At 33.0% G+C, this 22,783-nt stretch carries 21 protein-coding genes; 13 read left to right on the top strand and 8 right to left on the bottom strand.

Going from position 1 to position 22,783, the window contains the following annotated elements; translation table 11 throughout:
- Positions 1-30: 30 nt before the first annotated feature.
- The 6 genes from QZ659_RS03945 to QZ659_RS03920 all read left to right on the top strand — a co-directional run bounded on the left by QZ659_RS03945 (position 31) and on the right by QZ659_RS03920 (position 4,526).
- A complete protein-coding gene (locus tag QZ659_RS03945; RefSeq protein ID WP_291722177.1) occupies positions 31-579 on the top strand; it encodes an EF-hand domain-containing protein in 549 nt (182 codons plus the stop codon).
- Positions 580-702: 123 nt separating this feature from the next.
- The gene (locus QZ659_RS03940; protein ID WP_291722175.1) at positions 703-1,503 is read left to right on the top strand and encodes an alpha/beta fold hydrolase; all 801 of its coding nucleotides are present in this window, start codon (positions 703-705) and stop codon (positions 1,501-1,503) included.
- A gap of 1 nt (position 1,504) precedes the next feature.
- On the top strand, positions 1,505-2,827 hold the full coding sequence (locus QZ659_RS03935) for a 3-deoxy-D-manno-octulosonic acid transferase (protein ID WP_291722173.1): 1,323 nt from the start codon (positions 1,505-1,507) through the stop codon (positions 2,825-2,827).
- A gap of 116 nt (positions 2,828-2,943) precedes the next feature.
- Positions 2,944-3,207: a DUF4834 family protein gene (locus QZ659_RS03930; protein ID WP_291722170.1), complete on the top strand. Its 264-nt coding sequence runs from the start codon at positions 2,944-2,946 to the stop codon at positions 3,205-3,207.
- 110 nt (positions 3,208-3,317) lie between these two features.
- Positions 3,318-3,995 carry a fatty acid desaturase gene (locus tag QZ659_RS03925; protein ID WP_291722167.1) on the top strand — a complete coding sequence of 226 codons (678 nt, stop codon included), beginning with the start codon at positions 3,318-3,320 and terminating at the stop codon, positions 3,993-3,995.
- 99 nt (positions 3,996-4,094) lie between these two features.
- The gene (locus QZ659_RS03920; protein WP_291722165.1) at positions 4,095-4,526 is read left to right on the top strand and encodes a hypothetical protein; all 432 of its coding nucleotides are present in this window, start codon (positions 4,095-4,097) and stop codon (positions 4,524-4,526) included.
- Between the two features lie 79 nt (positions 4,527-4,605).
- Here QZ659_RS03920 and QZ659_RS03915 read toward each other — a convergent pair whose 3' ends face one another.
- On the bottom strand, positions 4,606-6,891 hold the full coding sequence (locus tag QZ659_RS03915; protein ID WP_291722162.1) for a carboxy terminal-processing peptidase: 2,286 nt from the start codon (positions 6,889-6,891) through the stop codon (positions 4,606-4,608).
- A 294-nt stretch (positions 6,892-7,185) separates the two neighbouring features.
- Between QZ659_RS03915 and QZ659_RS03910 the strand changes: the two genes are divergently transcribed.
- The gene (locus QZ659_RS03910; RefSeq protein WP_291722159.1) at positions 7,186-8,526 is read left to right on the top strand and encodes a flavin monoamine oxidase family protein; all 1,341 of its coding nucleotides are present in this window, start codon (positions 7,186-7,188) and stop codon (positions 8,524-8,526) included.
- 88 nt (positions 8,527-8,614) lie between these two features.
- Here QZ659_RS03910 and QZ659_RS03905 read toward each other — a convergent pair whose 3' ends face one another.
- Positions 8,615-9,094, bottom strand: coding sequence for a hypothetical protein (locus QZ659_RS03905; RefSeq protein ID WP_291722156.1), 480 nt, complete (start codon positions 9,092-9,094; stop codon positions 8,615-8,617).
- Positions 9,095-9,365: 271 nt separating this feature from the next.
- Positions 9,366-10,214, bottom strand: a complete 849-nt coding sequence (locus tag QZ659_RS03900) for a GNAT family N-acetyltransferase (protein ID WP_291722153.1) — start codon at positions 10,212-10,214, stop codon at positions 9,366-9,368.
- 94 nt (positions 10,215-10,308) lie between these two features.
- On the opposite strand from QZ659_RS03900, the gene QZ659_RS03895 reads away from it, so the two are divergent.
- Both QZ659_RS03895 and QZ659_RS03890 read left to right on the top strand, forming a co-directional pair.
- A complete protein-coding gene (locus tag QZ659_RS03895; RefSeq protein ID WP_291722150.1) occupies positions 10,309-11,682 on the top strand; it encodes a B12-binding domain-containing radical SAM protein in 1,374 nt (457 codons plus the stop codon).
- Between the two features lie 79 nt (positions 11,683-11,761).
- A complete protein-coding gene (locus QZ659_RS03890; protein ID WP_291722147.1) occupies positions 11,762-13,369 on the top strand; it encodes a hypothetical protein in 1,608 nt (535 codons plus the stop codon).
- Between the two features lies 1 nt (position 13,370).
- Here QZ659_RS03890 and QZ659_RS03885 read toward each other — a convergent pair whose 3' ends face one another.
- Positions 13,371-14,978 carry an NAD(P)H-hydrate dehydratase gene (locus tag QZ659_RS03885; protein ID WP_291722144.1) on the bottom strand — a complete coding sequence of 536 codons (1,608 nt, stop codon included), beginning with the start codon at positions 14,976-14,978 and terminating at the stop codon, positions 13,371-13,373.
- Between the two features lie 108 nt (positions 14,979-15,086).
- Here QZ659_RS03885 and QZ659_RS03880 point away from each other — a divergent pair, with 108 nt between their 5' ends.
- Complete coding sequence (locus QZ659_RS03880) at positions 15,087-15,746, top strand: hypothetical protein (protein ID WP_291722141.1); 660 nt, start codon at positions 15,087-15,089, stop codon at positions 15,744-15,746.
- A gap of 80 nt (positions 15,747-15,826) precedes the next feature.
- Here the strand turns inward: QZ659_RS03880 and QZ659_RS03875 are convergent, their stop codons facing one another.
- Positions 15,827-16,474 carry a LolA family protein gene (locus tag QZ659_RS03875; RefSeq protein ID WP_291722138.1) on the bottom strand — a complete coding sequence of 216 codons (648 nt, stop codon included), beginning with the start codon at positions 16,472-16,474 and terminating at the stop codon, positions 15,827-15,829.
- 339 nt (positions 16,475-16,813) lie between these two features.
- Here QZ659_RS03875 and scpB point away from each other — a divergent pair, with 339 nt between their 5' ends.
- Together scpB and QZ659_RS03865 are read left to right on the top strand one after the other, a co-directional pair.
- On the top strand, positions 16,814-17,485 hold the full coding sequence (scpB, locus tag QZ659_RS03870) for an SMC-Scp complex subunit ScpB (protein ID WP_366935843.1): 672 nt from the start codon (positions 16,814-16,816) through the stop codon (positions 17,483-17,485).
- A 348-nt stretch (positions 17,486-17,833) separates the two neighbouring features.
- A complete protein-coding gene (locus tag QZ659_RS03865) occupies positions 17,834-18,871 on the top strand; it encodes a pseudouridine synthase (protein WP_291722134.1) in 1,038 nt (345 codons plus the stop codon).
- A 133-nt stretch (positions 18,872-19,004) separates the two neighbouring features.
- On the opposite strand, the gene QZ659_RS03860 is transcribed toward QZ659_RS03865, so the two are convergent.
- Positions 19,005-20,297: a PcfJ domain-containing protein gene (locus tag QZ659_RS03860; RefSeq protein WP_291722131.1), complete on the bottom strand. Its 1,293-nt coding sequence runs from the start codon at positions 20,295-20,297 to the stop codon at positions 19,005-19,007.
- 492 nt (positions 20,298-20,789) lie between these two features.
- Here QZ659_RS03860 and QZ659_RS03855 point away from each other — a divergent pair, with 492 nt between their 5' ends.
- On the top strand, positions 20,790-21,536 hold the full coding sequence (locus QZ659_RS03855) for a hypothetical protein (RefSeq protein ID WP_291722128.1): 747 nt from the start codon (positions 20,790-20,792) through the stop codon (positions 21,534-21,536).
- On the opposite strand, the gene xrtK is transcribed toward QZ659_RS03855, so the two are convergent.
- Together xrtK and QZ659_RS03845 are read right to left on the bottom strand one after the other, a co-directional pair.
- The gene (gene xrtK, locus QZ659_RS03850; protein WP_291722125.1) at positions 21,526-22,047 is read right to left on the bottom strand and encodes an exosortase K; all 522 of its coding nucleotides are present in this window, start codon (positions 22,045-22,047) and stop codon (positions 21,526-21,528) included. The two genes, QZ659_RS03855 and xrtK, sit on opposite strands and share 11 nt — an antisense overlap.
- Positions 22,047-22,703: a MarR family winged helix-turn-helix transcriptional regulator gene (locus QZ659_RS03845; RefSeq protein WP_291722122.1), complete on the bottom strand. Its 657-nt coding sequence runs from the start codon at positions 22,701-22,703 to the stop codon at positions 22,047-22,049. Before QZ659_RS03845 ends, xrtK begins: the two co-directional genes overlap by 1 nt.
- Between the last annotated feature and the right edge of the window lie 80 nt (positions 22,704-22,783).

The following is a 22,783-nucleotide window of genomic DNA, read 5'->3' as shown; positions in this document are numbered from 1 at the left end:
GTTAATCATCCATTTTCAATCAAAATGTCTATGCTAACTACCTTCCAAAAAAAGAAACTTACTCATCTTTTTCATTTTTTTGATAGAGATGGAAATGGATTTATCGAACCCAAAGAATTAGACCAAATTGTAGATAACTTGGCTATTTCAGAAGATGAAGCCGAACAGGCACATCAAAAGCGTTTGCAACAAATGTTTCATCGTTTTTGGAGACAACTCATTGATGCAGCCGATGAAAATGGAGATGGAAAAATTAGCTTAGAAGAGTTTGTAGAGGTTCATGAAGTTTTGATAGCCGATTCGGCTTCTTATCAGCGTTATGTGTACCCTTTTATCGAAAGTTTGTTTCATCTGATAGATTTGGATAAAGATAAGTGTTGGGACAAAAAAGAGTTTACACATTTCTATAGGCTCTGTAAGCAAAGTGAAAATTATGCTGAAGAAGCATTCTCAAAAATGGATGCTAACAAAGATGGTTTTCTCTCACATCTAGAGGTAATTTTTTGTTTTAGAGAGTTTTATCTTTCTAATGATAAAAATGCAGTAGGAAATAATTTTTTTGGGAAAATGGGTAATTAATTACGAATTGGACAATTACAAATTACGAATGAAATAAATTCGTTGTTGATGTTTTTACCAACGATAAATATTTATCCCTGTTCTGTGGCTCACAGAACAGAAAATATACTAAAACAAAAACAAATGAAATTAAAATTGCCAGACGGTCTTTCTATCTATTACGAACATCATTTTATAGATGATTCTAAATACACATTGGTTTTTCTCAACGGACTTTCACAATCTACTCTTTCTTGGTTTCCGATAGTACAAGTATTGAAAAATCAGTTTAATATAGTTCTGATAGACCAAATTTTTCAAGGACAATCTGACCAAAAAGGCGAATACAGAAGTTTTGAGCAGCACGCTGCTGATGTCAATCAAGTTTTAGAAAAAATAAATGCTAAACGAGTTGTTCCTGTCGGTATTTCATACGGTGGAGCTGTAGCGATGCGACTTTTGGTAAACTATCCTCAAAACATTGAAAAAGCTGTTTTGATTTCTACCTTTGCCAATCGTACTCCCTATTTTGATTTTATAGGAACAAGTTGGAGACGTGCGCTTTTGGTAGGAGGATATGAACTGATGCTTGATGTGATGCTTCCTGCCGTTTTGGGGCAAGAGTATTTCTTTAGTCCACTTATTCCTATTCAAGAAATTCAGAATGCACGTTTGCAAAACAAAATTAGCTCTGAGTCTCTGATGAAACTGATGGATGCGACAGAAAATAGTACAGATTATAGAGAAAAACTAAAACCTGTAACTATTCCAGTAAAAGTTATTCATGGAAAACAAGACATTTTGACAACTCCAAAAATGGGACAGAATATTGTAGATGCTTTACCGAATGCAGAACTGAAATTATTATCTAAAAAAGGACACACCCTAAATTTGGAGGCAATTCCAGAACTGATAACTGAAATTGAGAATTTTTTGAAAGTATAAAATGAAAAGCCTATTGTATGACGCTTCTCTATGGGGATATTGGCAAGGAATAAAATTAGCTGCTCCCTTCAATGAAAAAGCAAATCTATTTAGGGAAGGAAGACGAAACTGGAGAGCAGAACTAAAAGCCAAGTTTGAAAAAATAAAACAACCTGTGGCGTGGTTTCACTGTGCTTCGTTGGGAGAGTTTGAGCAGGGCAGACCCCTCATAGAAGCCTTTAAAGCAGACTATCCTCATTATAAAATTCTCTTGACATTTTTTTCTCCAAGTGGTTATGAAGTTCGCAAAAATTATGAAAAAGCAGACATAATTACCTACCTTCCAATAGACACACCCAGCAATGCCCAGTTTTTTATAGAAACTACGAAGCCCAAAATTGCTTTTTTTGTAAAATATGAATTTTGGTATCATATCATAAAAGAAACTCACAAACAAAACATTCCACTTTTTTCAGTTTCGACAATTTTTAGAGCTGACCAACATTTTTTTAAGCAGAAAAATAACTTTTCAATGAAAATGTTAGAAGGCTTTACTCATTTTTTTGTGCAAAATAATTCTTCTAAAGAGCTTTTAAATAAGATTGGTTTTCAGAATGTAGAGGTTTCTGGAGATACTCGCTTTGATAGGGTAGCACACATTGTTTCACAACGTAAAGAACTTCCTATCATAGAAAAGTTTGCAGGTCAGCATCATCTTTTGGTAGTGGGGAGTTCGTGGCAAGAAGATATTGAAGTAATTGCGCCTGCGTGTAAAGCGATAAAGGAAAATAAAAGCAAAGATCAAAATCATTTTAAATATAAAGCTAGAGAAGATATTGTAAACTTCAAATTAGTAATTGCTCCTCATACTATTGCAGCATCTGACATTCAAAAAGTAGAAAACGCTTTTAATTTCTTATCTACAATTCGGTATTCTGAAATAAATTTGAGCAACAAAGTAAAGGTTCAAGAATTACGTAATGCTGATGTTTTGATTATTGATAATATTGGACTTTTATCTTCTATTTATAGCTATGCTGAAGTAGCGTTTGTAGGAGGAGCATATGGAAAAGGGCTACATAATATTTTAGAAGCTGCTACGTTTGGAATGCCGATTCTTTTTGGAAATAAAAACTATCAAAAGTTTAAAGAAGCCAACGATTTATTAGAAAAAAAAGGAGCTTTTACGGTTTCAGATGCAAAAGAAGCAGAAAAATTACTAAAAAACCTTTTTACAGACGAGTATTTCAGAGAACAGATTAACGAAATTACGAGGGAATACGTTATTCAACACACAGGAGCAACTGAACAAATTATGAAATACATTGCGCAAATTATTGATTAAACTTTCTGTAAATTAGAGAGTTAATTTTTACAAGGGTTATATTCTATGAGACACAGAACTAGGATTTAGGACTTCATAATTTACAATTAATCATTTACCATTTATCACTAATTCAAATGTTAGAGTTCTTTATTATTTCGGTTATTATTCTTTTGGTTTTGTATTTTTTTTCTGGAAAAATAATGCAGTTCTTGATGAAGAAGCTCGTCAAGAAAATGCAAAAGCAAGCCCAACAACAATACGAAGCTCAAAACGATATTCGTCCAGAAGGAGAATTGCGTGTCGAAACGCCAGCCACACAAAAAACAGTCAAAGGAAAGAAATATAATTTTGATAAAGTAGGCGAATATGTGAAGTTTGAAGAAGTAAAGGGCAGTTAGCAGTAAATAGTTGAGACAATTTTTATTTATACTTAAAAAATAAAACCATATTTAATCCTGCCTTTCATCCTATAAATCCTTAACTAATCAGTTGCAGAAGTCATTAAAAAATGAATCAAAAGGGAACATATATCGGCATTACAGTTATTACACTTTGGCTTCTTAGTCTTAGCTTTTTACTTGCATTTTATGAAATAAACTGGTACAATCCTCTGACTTATCTGTTTTTTCTTATCCAAACTCATCTTTATACAGGTGTTTTCATCACAGCACACGATGCAATGCACCATACAGTTTCGAAAAACTCTAAAGTAAATCATACTATCGGAACGATTGCAACAGGACTTTTTGCCTTCAACTATTACCCAAGACTTCTCAAAAAACACCACGAACATCATCGTTTTGTAGCCACAGACAAAGACCCAGACTTTCATCATGGCAACTTTTGGATTTGGTATTTCAATTTTGCTAAAAACTACATTACTGTTTGGCAAATCCTGTTGATGGCAATTACCTACAATGTTTTGAAGCTCATTTTTCCGATAGAAAATGTTATTTTTTATTGGATGATTCCGTCAGTAGTTTCTACTTTTCAGCTCTTTTATTTTGGAACATATTTACCTCACAGGCACGCTCCAAATAACAAACACCATTCAAGAAGTCAGAAAAAAAACCACATTTGGGCATTTATTTCGTGTTATTTTTTTGGCTATCATTACGAACACCACGACAGTCCCAGTACGCCTTGGTGGAAATTATATCAGAAGAAAGAAAAAAATGTTTACTAAAATCCCTTAAAAATTAAATTTCTCATATCTTAACTCAAAAAATAACCGTATCTTAATTAACAGATTTTATTTGCTTCATTTTTATAAAAAATTACGGTTATGGGTTTTAAAAATCAATTTTTTAAAGTGGCTTCTGCAATAACAGGAGGTGTTTCTTCTTTTGTTAGTGTAGCAGTTTTGGGGGAGTTTCTTGGCTCAGGAGATATAGATTTGCTCGTTGGTGTTCTGAGTGCAGGAAGTATTGCAGCAGCTTCTGGATGGAATACAGTTCGTCTTCATAAAAAACAGAAAAAAGAACTTTTTCAGAAAAAGCAGCTAGATATTTTGTATTTGGCAGCCCAACACAGAGGACAGCTTACGCCTACACAAGTAGCCTTACAAACCAATACACCGATTGACGAAACAAAAGAAATTTTGGATTCACTCTCTGATGCTGGTGTGATGGAATTACAAGTTTCACATAAAGGAAACTTGGTATATACACTCACAGACGAAGTCTTTCTAGAAGATTATATGGAAAAGATTGGTTAAGATTCTATCAGAAAAATAAATAAAAAAAGAGTTTGAAACACCAGTTTCAAACTCTTTTTTTTGTGCAGATTGCTAAAAATTATTGCACTTGGTTCATAATACGAATTGCCTCTTGCAAGTGAATGTCTTTTTTGAGTTCTTTTTCAAACTTATCAAAACTTGCTTGCTTTACAGTATCAGATTCGATTTCTTTTAAATCTTTCTTGACAGCAAAGATTTTGAGCGTTTCGTCTGCTTTAGCTAAGTTTTCGTATTTTTTAGATTCTTCTTCCAACTGACGCTGTAGAGTTCTGTATTCTTCTAAGTTTAGAGAATAAAGTGTTTCATCTCTACGCTTTTTCAGACGCTTGGCATTCTCATCAATAGAAGAAAAAATACCATCCTTAGAAACTCGCTTCTTTGTGTCTTCTTGTACTTTTGACAGTTTATAAGACGGATTCCATTCTTTGTAACGAGCTTCTCTAATTTCGTCCCACTTTAGCGCATAAGGTTCTTGCTCCTCACCAAAGTCTATATACGAATACATATCTGGAAGAGTAATATCTGGAACAACTCCTTTAAGCTGTGTTGCACCTCCATTAATACGATAGTATTTCTGAATGGTAAGTTTTAAAGCTCCCAAAGGCTTAATATTGTCATAGTCGTTACCCAAAACTCGGTCTAAATCCATAAAATTCTGAACTGAACCTTTACCAAATGTTGGACTACCCACCACGATACCACGATTATAGTCTTGAACAGCAGCAGCAAATATTTCAGAAGCCGATGCACTAAATTCATTGACCAAAACAATCAAAGGCTTATCAAAAACTACTTCTTTGTCATTATCTGAATAAACTTGTGGGAGGCTTCCTCTTTGCTTGACCTGCACCACAGGCCCTGTTTCAATAAAGTGTCCTACAATTTTGATAACGTCAGCAAGCGAGCCACCACCATTGTTTCTCAAATCTAAAATCAGACCTTCTACATTTTCATCATTGAGCTTTTCCAATTCTTCTTTCATATCACTAGAAGAGTTGCGTCCGTTCTGATTTCTAAAATCAGCATAGAAAGAAGGAAGTTTGATATAACCAATTTTCTTTCCTTTCTGTGGTTCTAAAACAGCCGATTTTGCATACGTTTCTGCCAAAATAACGACATCACGAATAATCGGAATTATCTTGGTTGTGCCATCTACTTTCTTAACGGTTAGGCGTACTTCTGAACCTTTTTTTCCACGAATAAGCTGAACAGCATCATCTAAAGGCATATCTATAATAGAAACAGGCTCTTCATCTCCCTGCGCTACCTTTTGAATAATATCGCCTTCTTTGAGCTCGCCTTGCTTCCAAGATGCACTCCCCGGAACGATTGCCATTACTTTAATTTCGCCCTCACGCTCCTGCAAAGTTGCTCCAATGCCTTCAAACTGACCAGAAAACTGAATATCGAAGTTTTCTTTGTCTTTTGGTGGATAATATTCTGTGTGTGGGTCATAAGCACTTGTAATGCTATTTAAGTAAAGATTTCTCCAATCTTTTTTCTTTAAACGATACATACGCTTAAAAAACTCATCTTGGTTTTTCTGTACACGCTCACGAGCATCTTTTTCTAGCTCTTCAACTGATTTAGCTGTATAACCTTCTTCTTCTTTTGCTTTTTTCTCTTCTGCCAACAGTAAGTCATCTAAGCGAACCATCACTTGATATTTCAAGAGTTTTCGCCATCTATCTTTTTGCTCTGCTTTATCTGCTGCGTAATTTGTTTTGTCTCCATCTAATTCGATAGATTCGTTTTTAGAAAAGTCAAATGGTTGTGATAAAACTTCTTTACTGATTTCTTCTGATTCCTTTAGCCTTTCTTCAAAAATTTCATAAGCTGTATTGAAAAATGTATAATCGCCTTGCATAGCTTGCTCATCAATCTGATTTTTTTGAGCTTCTATTTTTTTAAAATCATCTTTAGTAAAATAACGCTTATTATTATCCATTCTTGTCAAGAACAAATCGAATGTCTTTCCTGCAAAATCATCGTCTAAAGCAAGTGGTTGATAGTGCTGTTGTGTGAGAGCCTGCACTAAAAGAGTAAGCAAGAAACGGTTTTTCTCTTCACTATCTTCATCTGGATTATCTAATGTGGTAAGGCTAGGATATTGGAGAGCAACATTTTGAGCAACCATTTCTATCGGAACTTGACTAGAGTCTAGTTCTTCTGCTTCGGCTGTTTTTTGGCTCTGACCACAAGAAGAGAGCGTAAGAAGGGCAAAAGCTCCTAAGTAGCCAAATCTGAAAGCAGACTTTAGCTTAGTATGGATAGATACCTTAGCTCTTTCTAGAGCAGATACATCAGTTGTATCTGAATATATGTTTTTTAGAGATGTTTTCATGCTGTAGTTTTATAATGTTGGAAGAAGATTAAAACCCTATCTATTTGACTATTTTAATTTACTCTTTATCTTCTACACAATCCTTATGATAGGTTTTTGATATAAATAATTAGGCTAAAAAATTAAGCCAAAATACATACTATTTTTTAAAATAGAGTATCAGCAGCTGTTTATTTGACTTATTTTTGATTTAACGAGCTGTAAATAACATTTGTTAGTTTTTGAAGCTAATTAAATTAAAGCTATTTTTACAATGAACATACTTATTTCTCTTTGTAAAGTAGGCATTTAATTATGGAAAACTCATCCTTAAAAATCAAAAATAAGAAGCAAATTATTGTAGTTGGAGCTGGGGCAGCAGGCTTGTATGCTGCCAGTCTGCTAATGGAAGAAGGATATGAAGTAACTTTATTAGAAGCTTCTGACAGAACAGGGGGAAGAGTATGGACAAAAACAGACCGTTTTCCTTATAAACTAGAAATGGGAGCAGAATTTGTACACGGAAAGGGAACTCTTTGGCATAAAATGGCAAAAAAAGCTGATAAACTCCATAAAGAAGGAGGCTCTTCTTTTCTTTGGAGAGATGAACTTTTTTCTCATAGAAAAATCAAAAAACTACAAGATGCCAAACAATATTTTGCAGACTACGAAGAATTTTATGATGCACACCATAACTACGAAGGAGAAGATATTTCTCTCAAATCTTTTTTAGAACAGCACGAAATTACACCTACACGTCAGCCAGATGCCTATCGTTGGTATGAAGCCTTTGCTGGTGCAATGGGAACGAGTTTGGAAAATATTGGAATGAAAGCTCTTGCTGTTGAAGCCTACCGATGGGAAGCAGGAGAACAAAATTATAGAATGTGTATAGGTTTTGAAAGTCTTTTGGATGAGTGGAAGGAAAAAACAAAACCAATTTTGCAACTCAATAAACCTGTTGTGATGGTGCGTTCGTTTGCAGAAGGAGTAGAAATCATTACCAAAGATTTTCAAAATTATAGAGCCGATGCAGCACTCATAACTGTTCCCCTTACACAACTCAAACAAAATAAAATTACCTTCCTGCCAGAACTACCACCTAAAAAACAAGAAGCTATTGATAAAATAGGAATGGATAGTTACGCCATCAAGTTTTTTCTCAATTTTTCTGAAAATTTTTGGCAAAAAAAATACAACGATGGCATAGCAACTGAGTATTTGGTAGGAATGGAAGCTGCTAGTGAATATTGGGAAACAGTTCCCTACATAAAAAATGCTTCAACGTTTGGACTGACAGCATTTATTATGGGAGATAAAGCCAAATATTATACAGAAAATGGCTTTTCAAAAGGGCAAATTTTAGAAAAACTCATTGACGAGCTAGACAAACATTTTGATGGCAATGCTTCGGCTACCATTTTAGATTTTGAATATTTGGATTGGGCAAAAGTAGAATATATTGAAGGAGCATACTCGTATCCATCAGTAGGTTCACACAAACTTCGTAAACACTTGGCTCGTCCTGTAGAAGATAAAATATTTTTTGCAGGAGAAGCCACCCATTACAACGGACATTTTGCCACTGTTCATGGCGCACTAGAAACAGCTGAGAGAGCCTTAGAGGAGATTATGGAAGCAATGAAAATAAGTTAAGAATTATGACCTGCCAAAGCAGCGAAGCTAATTTTTCACCTTATGAACTCATTTTCATTGTCTTCAGTACTTAAAGTAGAATGAGAGTTTAAAAATTGTCGTTATCGTAATGGTCTATTTTCTTATTTTTATTCTTGCCTTTGTTTTTATACTTTATTTTTCCTTTATTCTTATTTTTCTCTTTTTTCTCGGCTTTCATTTTTTGGTAATTGGCATACTGAGTCGGAGTAAAGATGTTTCTTACTTTTGCCTCAAATTCAGTTTTTATGGCTTGACGTTTTTCTTTTTTCTCAAAGCCATTTCCTCCTCCTTTTAGTCTCTCCATATCTCTATTTTGTTTGAGCATAGCAACTTCTAACTGGTAAGTTTGTAAGTTGTTCAATCCAAATTTTGTTTGCCATTGTTGAGAACGTTTTTCGGCTTTTCCTTCTGCTGTAGCATTTTTATTTCGCATTTGCCTTCCTCTTGCGCTTTGTGCAAAAATTTGTGTCGTTCCAACAAACAAAAACAGGAAAGATAAAAGAAGTATTTTTCCAATTAGACTTGTATTAGCTTTTTGAGTATTCATAATTGATTTGGTATGAGTGAACATATTTTTAATCTAACTACTTATTGGAGTAGCAACTAATTCAATAGTTGCAAAATAAAGTCCAATTATTTTTACATAATTCATATTTATGAAACTCTTAGAAAAGGATATAAAATAGTTTTAATTAGAGTACTGGACATCAATAGATATTGTTGTTCTGTGAGTCACAGAACAGGGAAAAGTAACGTTCGTTGGTATTTTAGTGTAGTGACACCAACAACTTTTTATCTCATGTTCAGTATTCTAAGTTTTAATATAAATTCATTTCCATTTCATATTGGTCTATGTTATTCTTAATGCCCATTGAACTAAGAAAGTTAATTTTGTCTTCAAATTTTGTGTCAATATTATTGACCTTGATGAAGGGCGAAATTTTCTTTATGGCAGAAAATAGCCTTTGATAGGCTAGATTTTTATATGTTTCTTCATCTATTAAAATATCAAATTGTGCGATATACCCATTTTTAGGGTTGATAATAAAAAAAGATTCTAAATTTTTCTCATTCCAAATTTGATAATAGTCATAGTCTCCGTTCTTGATAGTTTTGAAATGATTGTCCCAAGAATAGTTATTTTGATTCGGCATTTCTAACCAGTTTATATCCGAATAATTTACTTTCTTAATATGTGTTTTGGTTTTATCTATTATTTGATTTTCAAAGTTTGTTTCTCCTGCAAAGCATTTGTAGCATTTTGTTATTTCAAAACCAACAGTTTGGTAGGCTTTTATGGCTTTTGTATTTTCTGTGATGACTTCCAAAATACATTTTTCTACTCCATTTTTTCTTAAATCAGAAATAGCATATTCATAAATAGAATGTACTATTTTTTGTCCTCTATGAGAAGGAATTACACCTGTTCCTGTATTATAAGCAACTAACTTTCCATCTCGTTTGTCAATGGCGTGAATTATAAAACCAACTAATTTATTATTATCAAACATTCCATAAGAAAGGCGATAATCTACTTTTGCCGTTTGCCATCGTCGCTTGTAATATTCTGCATCTGTAGGCATTTTGACAAAATAATTTTCAAAAGAAAGTAAAAAGCATTCTATCAATTCGTCAAAATTAATTTTGTTTAAATTATTGATTTTCATAGCATAAGGGATTTTAAGTCGTTGTTTTTTTATTAAATTTAGTAATACTTCTTCTACTTTTTTCTTTCTGTTTTATTATTAAATCATAAAAAAAATGAAAATTGACATCATTGTAGCCTACATTCAAAGGTATGAATTTGGGCATGAAAAAGATTTTGTTCCTCCCATTACAGGTATTCATTTGGCAGCTATCACTCCAAAGGAACACGAGGTCAGAGTTATTCATCAGCAAGTAGAACCCATTAATTTTGATTCGGATGCTGACCTTATTGCTGTTTCTTTTTTTAGTGGTTTTGCCAATTCTGCCTATCATATTGCTAACGAATATAAAAAACGAGGTAAAATCGTGATTGGAGGGGGACCTCATGTAACCTACAATGAAACCGAGTCATTACAGTATTTTGATGCTATCGTAACTGGAGAAGCCGAAGATGTTTGGTCGTCTGTTTTGGAGGATGCACAAAATGGCACACTAAAAGGAGTTTATACAGGCATTCCCTGTGATATGAAAAATTTGCCAACGCCTAGATATGATTTATTACCCAATAAGTTTTTTATCAAAAAAGTCTTGCAAGCTACTAGAGGTTGTCCGTTTTCTTGTTCGTTTTGTACTGTTCCTTCACTAAATCCTGGGTTTAGGCTGCGTCCGATTGAAGATGTGATTAGAGATGCCTCGTATGATAATTTTCCGTATTGGTGGCAACGAAAAGTAGTTTGGTTTTGGGATGATAATCTTACAATTAGAAGAAATTACATTAAACCTTTGCTCAAAGAAATGATACCACTGAAAAAATGGTGGCTCACACAGGCAAGTATGGATATTGCCAAAGACGCTGAGCTTTTGGATTTGATGAAAGAATCAGGATGTATTGGTGTATTTTTGGGTATTGAATCGTTCGGAAAAGAATCATTGAAGGATGCCAATAAAAGACAAAATAAGATTGAAAATTATAAAAAAGCAGTAACTGAAATTAGAAAAAGAGGGATTGCTGTAATGGCAGGTTTTATCGCAGGTTTTGATAATGATGATTATGAGGCTGTAGTTGATATGTCGGACAAACTGATGGAAATAGGAATTGATGTTCCTTTTTTGAGTATCATGACTCCCTTTCAAGGAACAAGTTTACAAGAAAAATTAGTAAAAGAAGATAGAATTTTAAAGGAAAGAGGCTGGAATTATTACAACGGATACAATGTAGCTTTTGAGCCTCAAAACATGACAGCTACAGAACTTTTACAAGCACATAGAGAATTATGGAAAAGAAGTTTTGGACTCAAGAACTCTATTAAGCGCATACTCAGAAGTTTTAGATTGAGAAGAGGTGCATTTTTGATGGTTTTCTTTATGAATACATTTTATTGTTTAAAGAAATTAAGAAAAAATTATCCTATCGATATGTCGAAGAGAAAGGAAATAAAAGTAAATCCAGTTTTTGAAAAAGAACAAACTTTAAGTAAAACTTCATAAAATATCTGTTACTTTTCCTCAATTTAAAGATTGAAAATATGGCTAACAGATACTCAATTAGCCACAACTAAAAAACAATATGAAATATCCTATTCTAGCATTACTGATTTTCTCTATCTTTTTTAGTTCATGTTCGGACACTAAGAAAGAGCAGACCAAGAAAATCAAAACGACTGTTTTTAATGAAAGTCCTGTCGATAGTGCTTATTCTTCATTAAGACCCAAAACGCAGTATAGAGAAATAGATACTTCTATTCCTACTACGCTTGAAATGGAAGCAGGTACACAGATTTTTATTCCTCAAAATAGCTTCATAGACAAGGATGGAAATCCTGTCAAGGGAAAAGTTAAGATTGAAGTAGTAGAAGCCTTCAAACTCTCCGATTTTATTACAGCTGGACTCACAACGCTTTCTAATGATAAACTTCTTTTATCAAATGGAATGCTATTCATAGACGCAACTTCTGATGGAAATTCTCTACAACTTCAAGAAGGAAAACAGCTTACCGTTTCGATGCCTACGATGGGAAACATGAGTAAAGAAGGTTTTCAGATGTTTACAGGAGATGGCACAAATTGGAAAGTAGATAGCTCTATGCTAGAAGAAGATTATTTGATTCCTTTACCTTTGGAGTTGCTTTATCCTGAAGGGAATGATTGGTTTGATTATCTTTGGGTTTACGATGGAAAAAGTTGTAAGTATGATACCACACTAATTAGCCTTACTAATCCGAAATATGAAAATACGATAATAGCTACTCAAGATTTTAAAACAAGATTTGTTGATCTTCTACTCATGAATAGCTTTATGAGTTGGACAAAAGGAACAAATTGGGAAAAAGAAAAAATGTATTATTTTAACTATGGCTGGAATTGCTCAAGGTTTGAATTAGATTACACAATGACGAATATATATTATCAAAATTACGAAAAGCCATTATGGTATTTGGATTCAATAGCTAAAGCTACATATAGTAGTTACTTAAATGACAAAAAAGTTCAATTAGCTGGGTACATTGTAGATAGTGTAACTTTAGAGAGCTATATTCAACAACCTCTAATATATTTTCCTAATTCAACAAAAAAAGAATTGAAAACCATAAAAGATTATGGAGTAGATTTGAATGCTAAAAATGCACATCAAAAACTAAAAGACTTAGGAGTATCAAAACAAGAAATAAGTGAAATTTTGGAGTACAACCTCAGAAGAGAAGCTCTTATTCAAGAATTAAAAAAACAAAAGCAAGCCATTGAAGACAAGAAGGCTATGGACAAACTCTATGAAAAAACAATCTTTTCTCTCAAAAAACTAGGTTGGATTAATTGTGATAGATTCTACGACGACCCAAAAGCAGGAAAAGCCGAAATTATGTTAGCTAATACATCTGATACTAAACTAAATTTTATAGACTTTTCTTTAGTAATTCCAGATATGAATGTCCGATTGATGAGTTTTAAAAGAAATAATGGTTTGTATTCCTTCACAAAGGAAGAGGGTGTGTACACAAAATTACCTATCGGAAAAGATGCCATTGTGGTAGGTGTTTCTGTTCAAAATGATTCTATCTTTTATGCTTCCAAGAAAATAAAAATTGAAGACGGAATTAGTCTTGATATGAATATGAAACACATTTCAAGTCAGAATTTGAAAGATTCTTTAAATATAGCTTTGGGAAAAGCAATGTAGCCTATGAGAGCATCTTAAAAACATTCCCCAACTCTTCAATCAAATCAGAAGGCAGCATTGATTCACTAGATTTGTTTTTGGCTGCTAGTTCGCCTGCTTTTCCGTGTAAAAATACACCGAATAGCAGGCTTTCTTCTGACGTGTAGCCTTGTGCCAAAAGTGAAGTAAGTATGCCTGTCAAGACATCACCACTTCCACCTGTCGCCATTCCAATATCACCAAAAGAACTATGATACATATCTCCATTAGGTAGAGCTAAAGCTGAAAAGCTACCTTTGAGCAAAATACAAAGCTCATATTCTTTTGCTAAATTTCTTAAAAGTCGGTGTCTTTCCTCTACAGTTTTGGTTTTTCCAAACAGACGTTCAAATTCTTTTGGGTGAGGTGTAAGAATAGAATTTTTGGGAACAAAATCTAACCAATCATCTTTTGTATTTTCGTAATTTCTGTTTTGTGCTAAAATATTGAGTGCATCAGCATCAATCACAATAGGATAATCAATGGTTTTTAGAAGGTGTAAAAACATATCTTGTGTTTTTTGTTCTGTTCCTATTCCACAACCGATTCCAATAGTTTTGTAATCTTGTGTTTTTTCTAATAAATCATCAGAAAAGGCAGATAAAAAATATTTGTTTTCTTTTTTACCCTTCTTATTTTTTTTGTCAAAATTATCTACCAAAACCATTGCTTCTGGAATAGCTGTTTGAAGGATTTCTACTCCACACTTCGGCGTTCTGATAGATAAAAGTCCTACTCCAGTTCGAAGAGCTGCTTTTGCTGAAAGCTGTGCTGCACCTATTTTTCCATAACTTCCCACTACCAAGAGTGCATGTCCGAATGTTCCTTTGTGTCCTGTTCGTGTGCGTGGTTTGTAGATTTGTTTTATTTTGTGTGTGGTAAGCCAGTAGTTTTGAGTGTCTAATTTTTCAATAAAATTTTTATCTAGTCCAATGTCCAACACTTCAAAGTTACCTACAAACCCACTGTATTCGTCAAAGAAAAACGAAAATTTTGGAGCTTGAAAAGTAAGTGTATGTGTTGCTTTTATAGTTAAGCTTTTATCAAAATATTGTCTTTTACTTTGGTTTTTGTCTGCAAAAAGCCCAGATGGAATATCTATCGAAATTACGTTCTGATTTGAGTTTTTATTAATAAACTGAATCGCTTTCCCTGCAATTCCTTCTGGAACTCTATTCAAACCATATCCAAAAATAGCATCAATGAGCCAGTCATTTTCAGAAATGGAAATCTTATTCAAATCCTCTTCTGCTTTGATTTCTACAATTTTGATATTCGAAATTTCTTGTATCCTTTCAAAGTTAGCTTTAAAATCATCACTTCGTTTATCTGAAAAAGCTACTACATATACATTTATTTGAAAAGCAAAGTTTGAGAGAAGTCTAGCAAGTACAAGTCCATCGCCACCGTTATTTCCAATGCCACAGAAAATATGAAATTCTGTATTGATTAAATGCTGTCCAAAATAATTTTGAATCCAATAAAATGCTTTTTTTGAAGCTCTTTCCATTAAATCTAAAGAAGAAATAGGTTCATTTTCAATAGTAGCCTTATCGGCTTTTTTCATTTGCTGTGCTGATAGGATTTTCATAATAAGAATAATTTTGGCTAGGCTGATTTGGATTTGTTACTAATTTATAGTTTTTGGATTGAAATAGAAAGGTTTTACCTTTACGCAAAATATCATCATTAAAATACTATGAAAAAAATAGCTTATATCGTTTTACTATTTCTTTTGGTTAGCTGCCAAGAATATGAATATATTCGTTTTGAAACGGCTCAACCTACGAACACAAAAGCACAAAACTTTTTCAGTCGTAAAATAAAAGGTGAGTACATAAATTGTTTAGATGAAAGCGAAAGGCTGATTATTAGTGATAAATCCATTATAGGTCATAAAAAAACAATAGTTAGTTTTTATAAGAGAGATTTTGATACAGATTCTACCATTTTAACGGATGAAGAAATACTCAGTGTTTTTGCAGATAAAAATTGTAATGTCAAAATTATTGGAGATTCGATAAAGGGAATTTGTATAGATATAGATACAGTATTTTACTTATCTGACCAGCACATCTTAAAAAGAGTAAAAGGAAGTTATTTCCTAAATAGAAAGGAAAGTAAAAATTTTTGGAGTGTAAATCGTTTAAGTCTGACGAATGATAGTTTGTTTATTGGGTATATTTTTCCTTCTGATACTCTGCTTAATTATGGTTTTGTATCTAAAAACGAAACAGCAGATGAAAAAGGAGAGATTGAAAGTATAGAGTATCTAATTTCTCCGAGTAAAAAAGAGTTTAAAGAAATAGCAAACTCTGATATTTTTATAGAGGAGAATTGTTATTACAAAACCAAGTAGTTTAGTGATTATAGAAAATAAAAACACCTATTCATTTTTAAATGAATAGGTGTTTTTAGAGTTTAAGACCGTAAAGATATTTATCTCAAATCTACTTCTTCCACATTTGGATGTTTGGCTTTATTGAACTGAAAATCAGAATCTGTTACCGAAACATTAGGTTGGAAGTTAGCAATTTTGTAAGAATGAACTCGTCCATTTTTTTCAAAAATACTCCAGTTAGCAAGGTTATGATTGGCTTTGTCTATCGTTAGGCGCACTTTGAAGAATTGTAAATTTTTATCTTCTGGAACTAAGTCAATTACCTTGTGAGGCTTACCATTTACTTTTACTTCTTCAACTACTACATACTTGTAGCCTTTTTTATAAATATCAAAAATGTCAGTTGGGTTTAGTCCGTCTGCTTCGTCGTAGCTCGTAATGGTTACTTCGTTGGCATCATCTAAAAATGTCCAGACCGTTTTGTGGTCGTTGTAGATTTCTTGTCCTTGGGTTTTGAGATGATATTTGTTTCCTTTTACAGTAATTGTTCCTGTAAGTGATTCGTTGATACTTTCTGATTCACTTGCCAACGTAGAGGTAAAAGTGGCTCTAAACGAATTGTATTTTTTGTATTTGTTGCTCATTGCATCCAAAAGCGCACGAGCATTTGCATCTTGAGCATAAAGAGAGGTAGTTGCTACATTTGCAAAAAATAAAGCAATAAAAATTATGAAAATCTTTCTCATTTTTGAATGTTATTTTTGGTTGAGTAATGGTTTGTTTTTAGGATAAATAAAATGATTATTGAATAGTTTACTAAAAACGTACCGAATTACTAAGACAGGATTTTATTTTAAATGTTATTCTTCCAAGTTTCAATAACCGTTCCAAATGAAAAACAAAAACTGAATTGTGTTTTTTTAAGAATAAAAAGAAAAAAATAGTCTATTAGGTAGCTATAATCATTAAAGTCAAAAAGTTTTATATCAGTATAATAACTGAAATTCTAGTAGTCTATATTTCAGAAAGTTGTATAAAAAGTCGTACCTTTGCTAACTTGTTTTAACACAGAAAAAGAAATTATCGTGCAATATTTACTTAATCATATCGAATCGCTTATCTTTTGTTCGCCTTCGCCTATTTCTGTAAAAGAAATTGAGCGAGTATTGTCAGAACTTTTTGGGACAGATGTTCCTAAAAAAGATATAGAAGAAGCTATTGAAGTGCTACAAAAACGCTATGAGCAGGCAGATTTTGCGATAGAAATAAAAGCTATTGCAGGAGGATTTCAATTTCTGACTAAAACGGAATTTCAGAGTAGTGTAAGTCTTTTGCTGACTCAAAGGGCAAAGCGAAAACTTTCCAAATCTGCTATCGAAACGCTTGCTTTGATAGCCTACAAACAGCCTATCACAAAGTCGAAGCTAGAGGCTATACGTGGCGTAAGTTGTGATTATGCTGTGCAGAAACTTTTGGAAAAAGAGCTTTTAGTTATCAAGGGAAAAGACAAATCTCCAGGGAGACCAATTCTTTACGGAACGTCAGATAAGTTTATGCACTATTTTGGGATAAATTCTTTAGATGACTTGCCTATGCCAGAAGATTTGTCTGCTGAAGATGTAGAAAATGCACAACAGCAAGCCAAGCTACAAGCCAAAGTAGAGGGAGAAGAAGGCGATGAGTTTTCACTCTTTAAGTTTAAGCAAGGGACAGAAGCAATTCAAAACAAGAAAAATCAAGAAGAAGATAATGAATGATTAGTTATCAATGTTTAGTGATTAATTGTAAATTCTGTAATACTAATTATATGGTTTAACTATTCATTATTTTATATGATAATAATGCATGATTATAAAATACATAAACTAATTCTTATTAATAGGTTTTAATTAATCATCGAAATTGTTTAAGACTTGAAAGTCGGCGAAGCCAATAGAGAAAAAGCAAATTATTTAAGGTCTGAGACTGACCTAATAGACTGAGGTCAGACCGACAATTGTAAAGCTACATTGCTTAAACAACTTTATCAATAACTAATCAATAAACACTATTGTATTACGAGATGCGCTCGTAATTTTAAATTTATCAACTGAATAATAGATTCAATGAAAAGTAACGATAAAAAGCCAAGTAAAAAAACATCTTTCCAACCCAAAGGTGATAACCAAGAGGAAAGACCTAAAAAAAATCGTTTTGACAAAGAAAAAAGAAAATCTACTAAACCTAGTAATTTGAAACGAAACAAAACCAGTAGAGAGAAACCAGAAACCAATCCAGAACAAACTGCTGAATCAAGATTTGAGAGAAAGGGAAAAAAAACAGTTTTTAAAAAGGCTGATAAGAAGTTCGAACGCTCAAAAATAATTTCCAAACCTACAAAGGAGGAAAAAACGACTCAAAAAACGGTCTCTGCTGCTGCCAATGAAACATGGCGACTCAATCGTTATATTTCTAATTCTGGAGTATGCTCAAGAAGAGAAGCTGACAAACTTATTGCTGCTGGAGAAATAAAAGTGAATGGCAAAGTCGTCAAAGAACTTGGTTTTAAAGTCAGAACAACTGACGAGGTAAAGTATAAAGGGAAAGTGCTTCGTAAAGAAAAACCTGTGTATGTCCTACTTAATAAGCCAAAAGATTTCATTACCACTACAAGCGACCCAAGAGGACGTAAGACCGTAATGGATTTAGTAAAAAATGCCACTACAGAACGCATTTATCCAGTAGGAAGACTAGACAGAAATACGACTGGACTTTTATTATTTACTAATGACGGTGAGGTAGCTAAAAAACTTTCTCATCCTTCTTATGAAGTACAAAAAATCTACAAAGCAACTTTAGATAAGCCATTTACAGAGGAAGATGTAGAAAAACTAAAACAAGGTTTGGAGCTAGAAGATGGAATGGCTAAAGCAGATGGAGCAGCTATTTTATCTCCTGATGGTCTTTCAGTAGGAATAGAATTACACATAGGAAAAAACAGAATCGTAAGACGTATGTTTGCTCATTTGGGCTATGAAGTGGTTAAGCTAGACCGAACTGTTTATGCAGGACTTACAAAAGAAACCATTGGACGTGGTAACTGGAGATTATTAAATGAAAGAGAAATCATTAGACTTCGTTTTTTTAATAAGCGAGGAGAGTAGGATTTCATGTATTGGTAAAACACCAACAACGGCTAAGAATACTGTAATTGGTATTTAGTAACACTGATAAGTTAAATAGCTTTGTATAAATTAGAAAGGTCTGATAATTTTCATTTTATCAGACCTTTAATTTTTAGTAATAGCTTGGCACTTTCAAGTCGTTTTTTCTTGCCCACTCTTTGATGATTTTCATTTCAAAGTCAGAAGGCGAGTGATTGAAACGACGCTGTGCTTGTACAATATTTCTATTTCTAGGGTTTACTTCAATCGTAACTAAAGAGTTTCCTTTTGAAAGTACATTTCGCATAGAAAAAATAGCTGCATTGCTGTTCTTACAGTTATTGGTGTAAGAACCCACACAGTGATTCATATTTCTTCCTTCTTCAAAGAGTTCTTGTCTTGTTAAGAGTTGATTAAAAACAAAACACTGTCCTGTTTTGGCTTTAACATAATTCTCTTTGATAATAAAATGCGCCCACTCTTGAGGTACTTGACGAACAATTCCGACTATTTTAAACCATTCAAAAGCTACTCGCCAAAGGGCATCCCATGTTCTACCTTTCAATTCGAAGTTTGGAAAAGGAGGATTCTTCCGAACCACTTGCCCCTTGTTATTTGCACCCCACGTTTTGGCAAATTTTTGCGCCCAAATATATTCTACCACAATTTCTAGTTCTTGTGCTGTTGCATTCGGACGATTTCTGTACAAAAATCCTATTACCTCTTTCCAAAAATTTTCTTTAGGATAAAGGTACTTTCCTAAATCAGTTTTGATGAGATTATTGATAAAAGGTGTAGATGCACCCATAGCTTTTGCCTGTCCGTATCTGATAGCAGCTACAAATGTAAATTTTGCAGGAGCTTTTACAAAGTGGTGAGCTTCTTTTTTGGTAATCGGTACAGGAAAATGGTTGAGCTTTGAAGCATTTTTTCCTTGTGCTACATCAATAAACCAACTTCTAGCCAGTTGATTTTCATTATCAAACCAAAGTGAAGTCATACAATGAGGTACTTCATACTTTACAAAAAGGTGTCTTACCAAATCAGTAAAGAGTTTCAACGAGTTACGTCCTTTTGGTTTCCAATCTTCAATATTTCTAACAAAAAAAGCGTGTTCTTTTGCTACTGAAGCAAGCGCATCAAGCATATACTCTTCTTGTAATAGCGATTCAACCTTTCCCTTTTTTGCAATACGAGCTACAATATCTGAAAATTCCTTGCTATGAGAACCCGAACTCATAAGCTCAACAAGTTTTCTTGCTTTATCACTTGCATAGATAGGAGAAGGCTCGTCGTTATAATGTTTTTTAGCTACTTTTCGTAATGATTTTACGCTATGTTGTTTACTTTCTTTAAGTGAATTTTGATAATCTTGAATAATTTGTTGTTCTCTAAGTTTTCTAAGTTTGAGTTTTGATAAAGCCATGATTTCTATATTTTTAGGCTGTTTCTAACAAAAGGCAATACGAAGGAGGTACAAAAACGAGAGTTTTTGCAAACAAAAGCGATGAAAAAGATGTCGTTGGTAGGAATACTTCAACAACGGTAAGGTAATGTAGAATGGTTGTTCTGAGCAGCTTATTTCTAACCATTCTGTTTTCTTAGAGAAAAGTAAAGAATAGGGAGAGAAACAAGACGAATTACCTATATTTTGAAAGGTTGTTTTTGCGTAACATCATTGTTTTATAATTTTTTGGATAAGGTTTGCCTTATCCAAATGAAAATATTTTTCTTAAAAATTAATTACTATTTGTATGACACTTTGGAAGTGTTCTGACAAAGTAGTTGTTTTTTTTAGAATTTGTAACCCTAACCAAAAAGAACACAAAAGAAGTTCCTTGCTTATAAAAAAAAATAAAAATGTAGCTCACTTTTTAGAGTGAGAAGAAAATTAGTATTAATAAAAATACAGAACAAGATGATAGAAATAATAGCCAAAAAAGGAACAGAACTTTCTGAAAAAGAACTTCAACAAATCACAAATATTGCACAAAAAGCTAACCCTGCTTTTCCAGATAATTATATCACTCATTTTCATATTGAAAGATACAATCCTATTTTTTATATGCACAAATTGGAAGGCAAAACAGTCGCTGTGCAGGCATTTTTCAACAGAAAATTAAAAACGTCATTTCATCAAAAGCCCTTAGAAATCATTTTTGTAAGTGTAGTTTTTAAAGATACAGAAGCAGACCATTACATTAAGAATTTTGCTAAAAAGGGAAATATTCTTTTTCTAAAACGCACTCTTGGACAGTTTTGGTTTTTACGAAAATTTCTCTTCATTTTTCAAACCTACAACCCAAAAGCTATTGAGCGAATTTCTCCTGCTTTTTATGAAGTTTATCCAAAAATAGATATGCCTGTTTCAGAAAAAGTTTATGATTTTGTTCGTAGTTTTATTGACAATCATTTGAAGTCTGACGAAATAGAACTTAGTGATTATCTTATCCGAAAAAATAAGTTTGATGTTCCTGTACCTATCACAGAAGTTTGGAAATCGGCATATCAATCTAAAAGTGAAAAGCTAAATGCTTTTTTTATGCAGCACGAAATTATAAGCAAAAAAAATACATCTTACTTTTTAGAAGGCAGAGCCGTATTTTTTGTGGGGTATTATAATTTTTGGAAGAAACTAAAACAGAAGTTTTTACCTAAACTTTAGAAAACCATTTTTTGAGTGCATAATTCAATATCACATAATACAAAATCAGCATAGTCAGATAAATAAAAATACCAAGTAATAGATGGCTTTGAGCGTATTCTATGTGTGGTTCTAAAAGCGATAAAAACTTAATAGAAATCACAATTCGTCCAGTATTTGCAATGATAGTAACACACCAAGCCAAGAAAAATGAAACCAAAAAAGCATAAAAAAAACGCCACACATCAGTTACTTTTTTATGTAACAAAAATCCTCCAACAAGAAAAGCCATCAGCCAAAAATTCAGTCCAGAACAGCTTTTATCAATAATCGTAATAGGCTCAATTTGAGTACAGACATAACCTTCTCCTTTCAAAAAATCGAAGTCAAAACCTGTAATTTGTTCTACCCAAAGCGTAGTAGGTTTCAGAAGCCAAACAGAATATTCTACATCAAGATTTGTAAAAATCCATTTGAAAGAAAAGCCAACACAAAATAATGTAAACAGGAAAATAATATGTGATTTTTTCATTACTGTTTCCTAAAACTAAAAAGCCTTTCAATATTTTCTTTTTTATTCTCATGATAGATAGGCTGGTGAAAATCATTCAAACGATTCAGAAGTGAAACGAGTTGTAGTTTTTCATTTTCTTCTAAATCTCCCACAATAAGTTCTCCTATTTTCTGCATTCGCTCTACGTGCGCAAAAAATACTCCTTGTCCTGCTTTTGTAACAAATAAAGCCTTGCTACGCCCATCAGTTTCTGATTTTTTTTCTGTAATAAAACCATTTTTTTTCAAGCGTTTCAAAATTTCTATGCCTGTTGTTTTTTCGTGGATATGATAGTCTATGATTTCTGTTTTGGTACTTCCAGCCTTTAGCATAATGCTTCCCAAATAGGTAAAATCATCTAAGGTAGTCAGAGGACTGTTTTCTAAGGCTTTTTTTACATAAAACTTAGCAAAACGATACATGTAGCCAATAAACTTTCCAATAAGACTATCTAATGTTTCACCTGTAGGTTCTAGTTTGATAGCCTGTCTTTGTTTTTCTACTTCTTCTGCATTTGTTTTTTCATATAACCATGCAGAAAATTCAGCCAAATCATCTTTTTCCAATTTCTGCCCTGTTTGGTTCTCATATTCTTGAGCTTTATCTATAAGCTGGTGTAAAATATCGTAGTTCATTTTTTTGGGAGGTGTATCGTCGGTGGAGACACCGACAACGGCTGTTGTTACAAAATTTTAGGGCAAAGGCTTGCCTTTGA

Source organism: Bernardetia sp. (genome assembly GCF_020630935.1).
GTDB lineage: Bacteria > Bacteroidota > Bacteroidia > Cytophagales > Bernardetiaceae > Bernardetia.
Note: the sequence above shows the minus strand (reverse complement) of the source record. Positions and strands in the feature narration are given on the sequence as shown.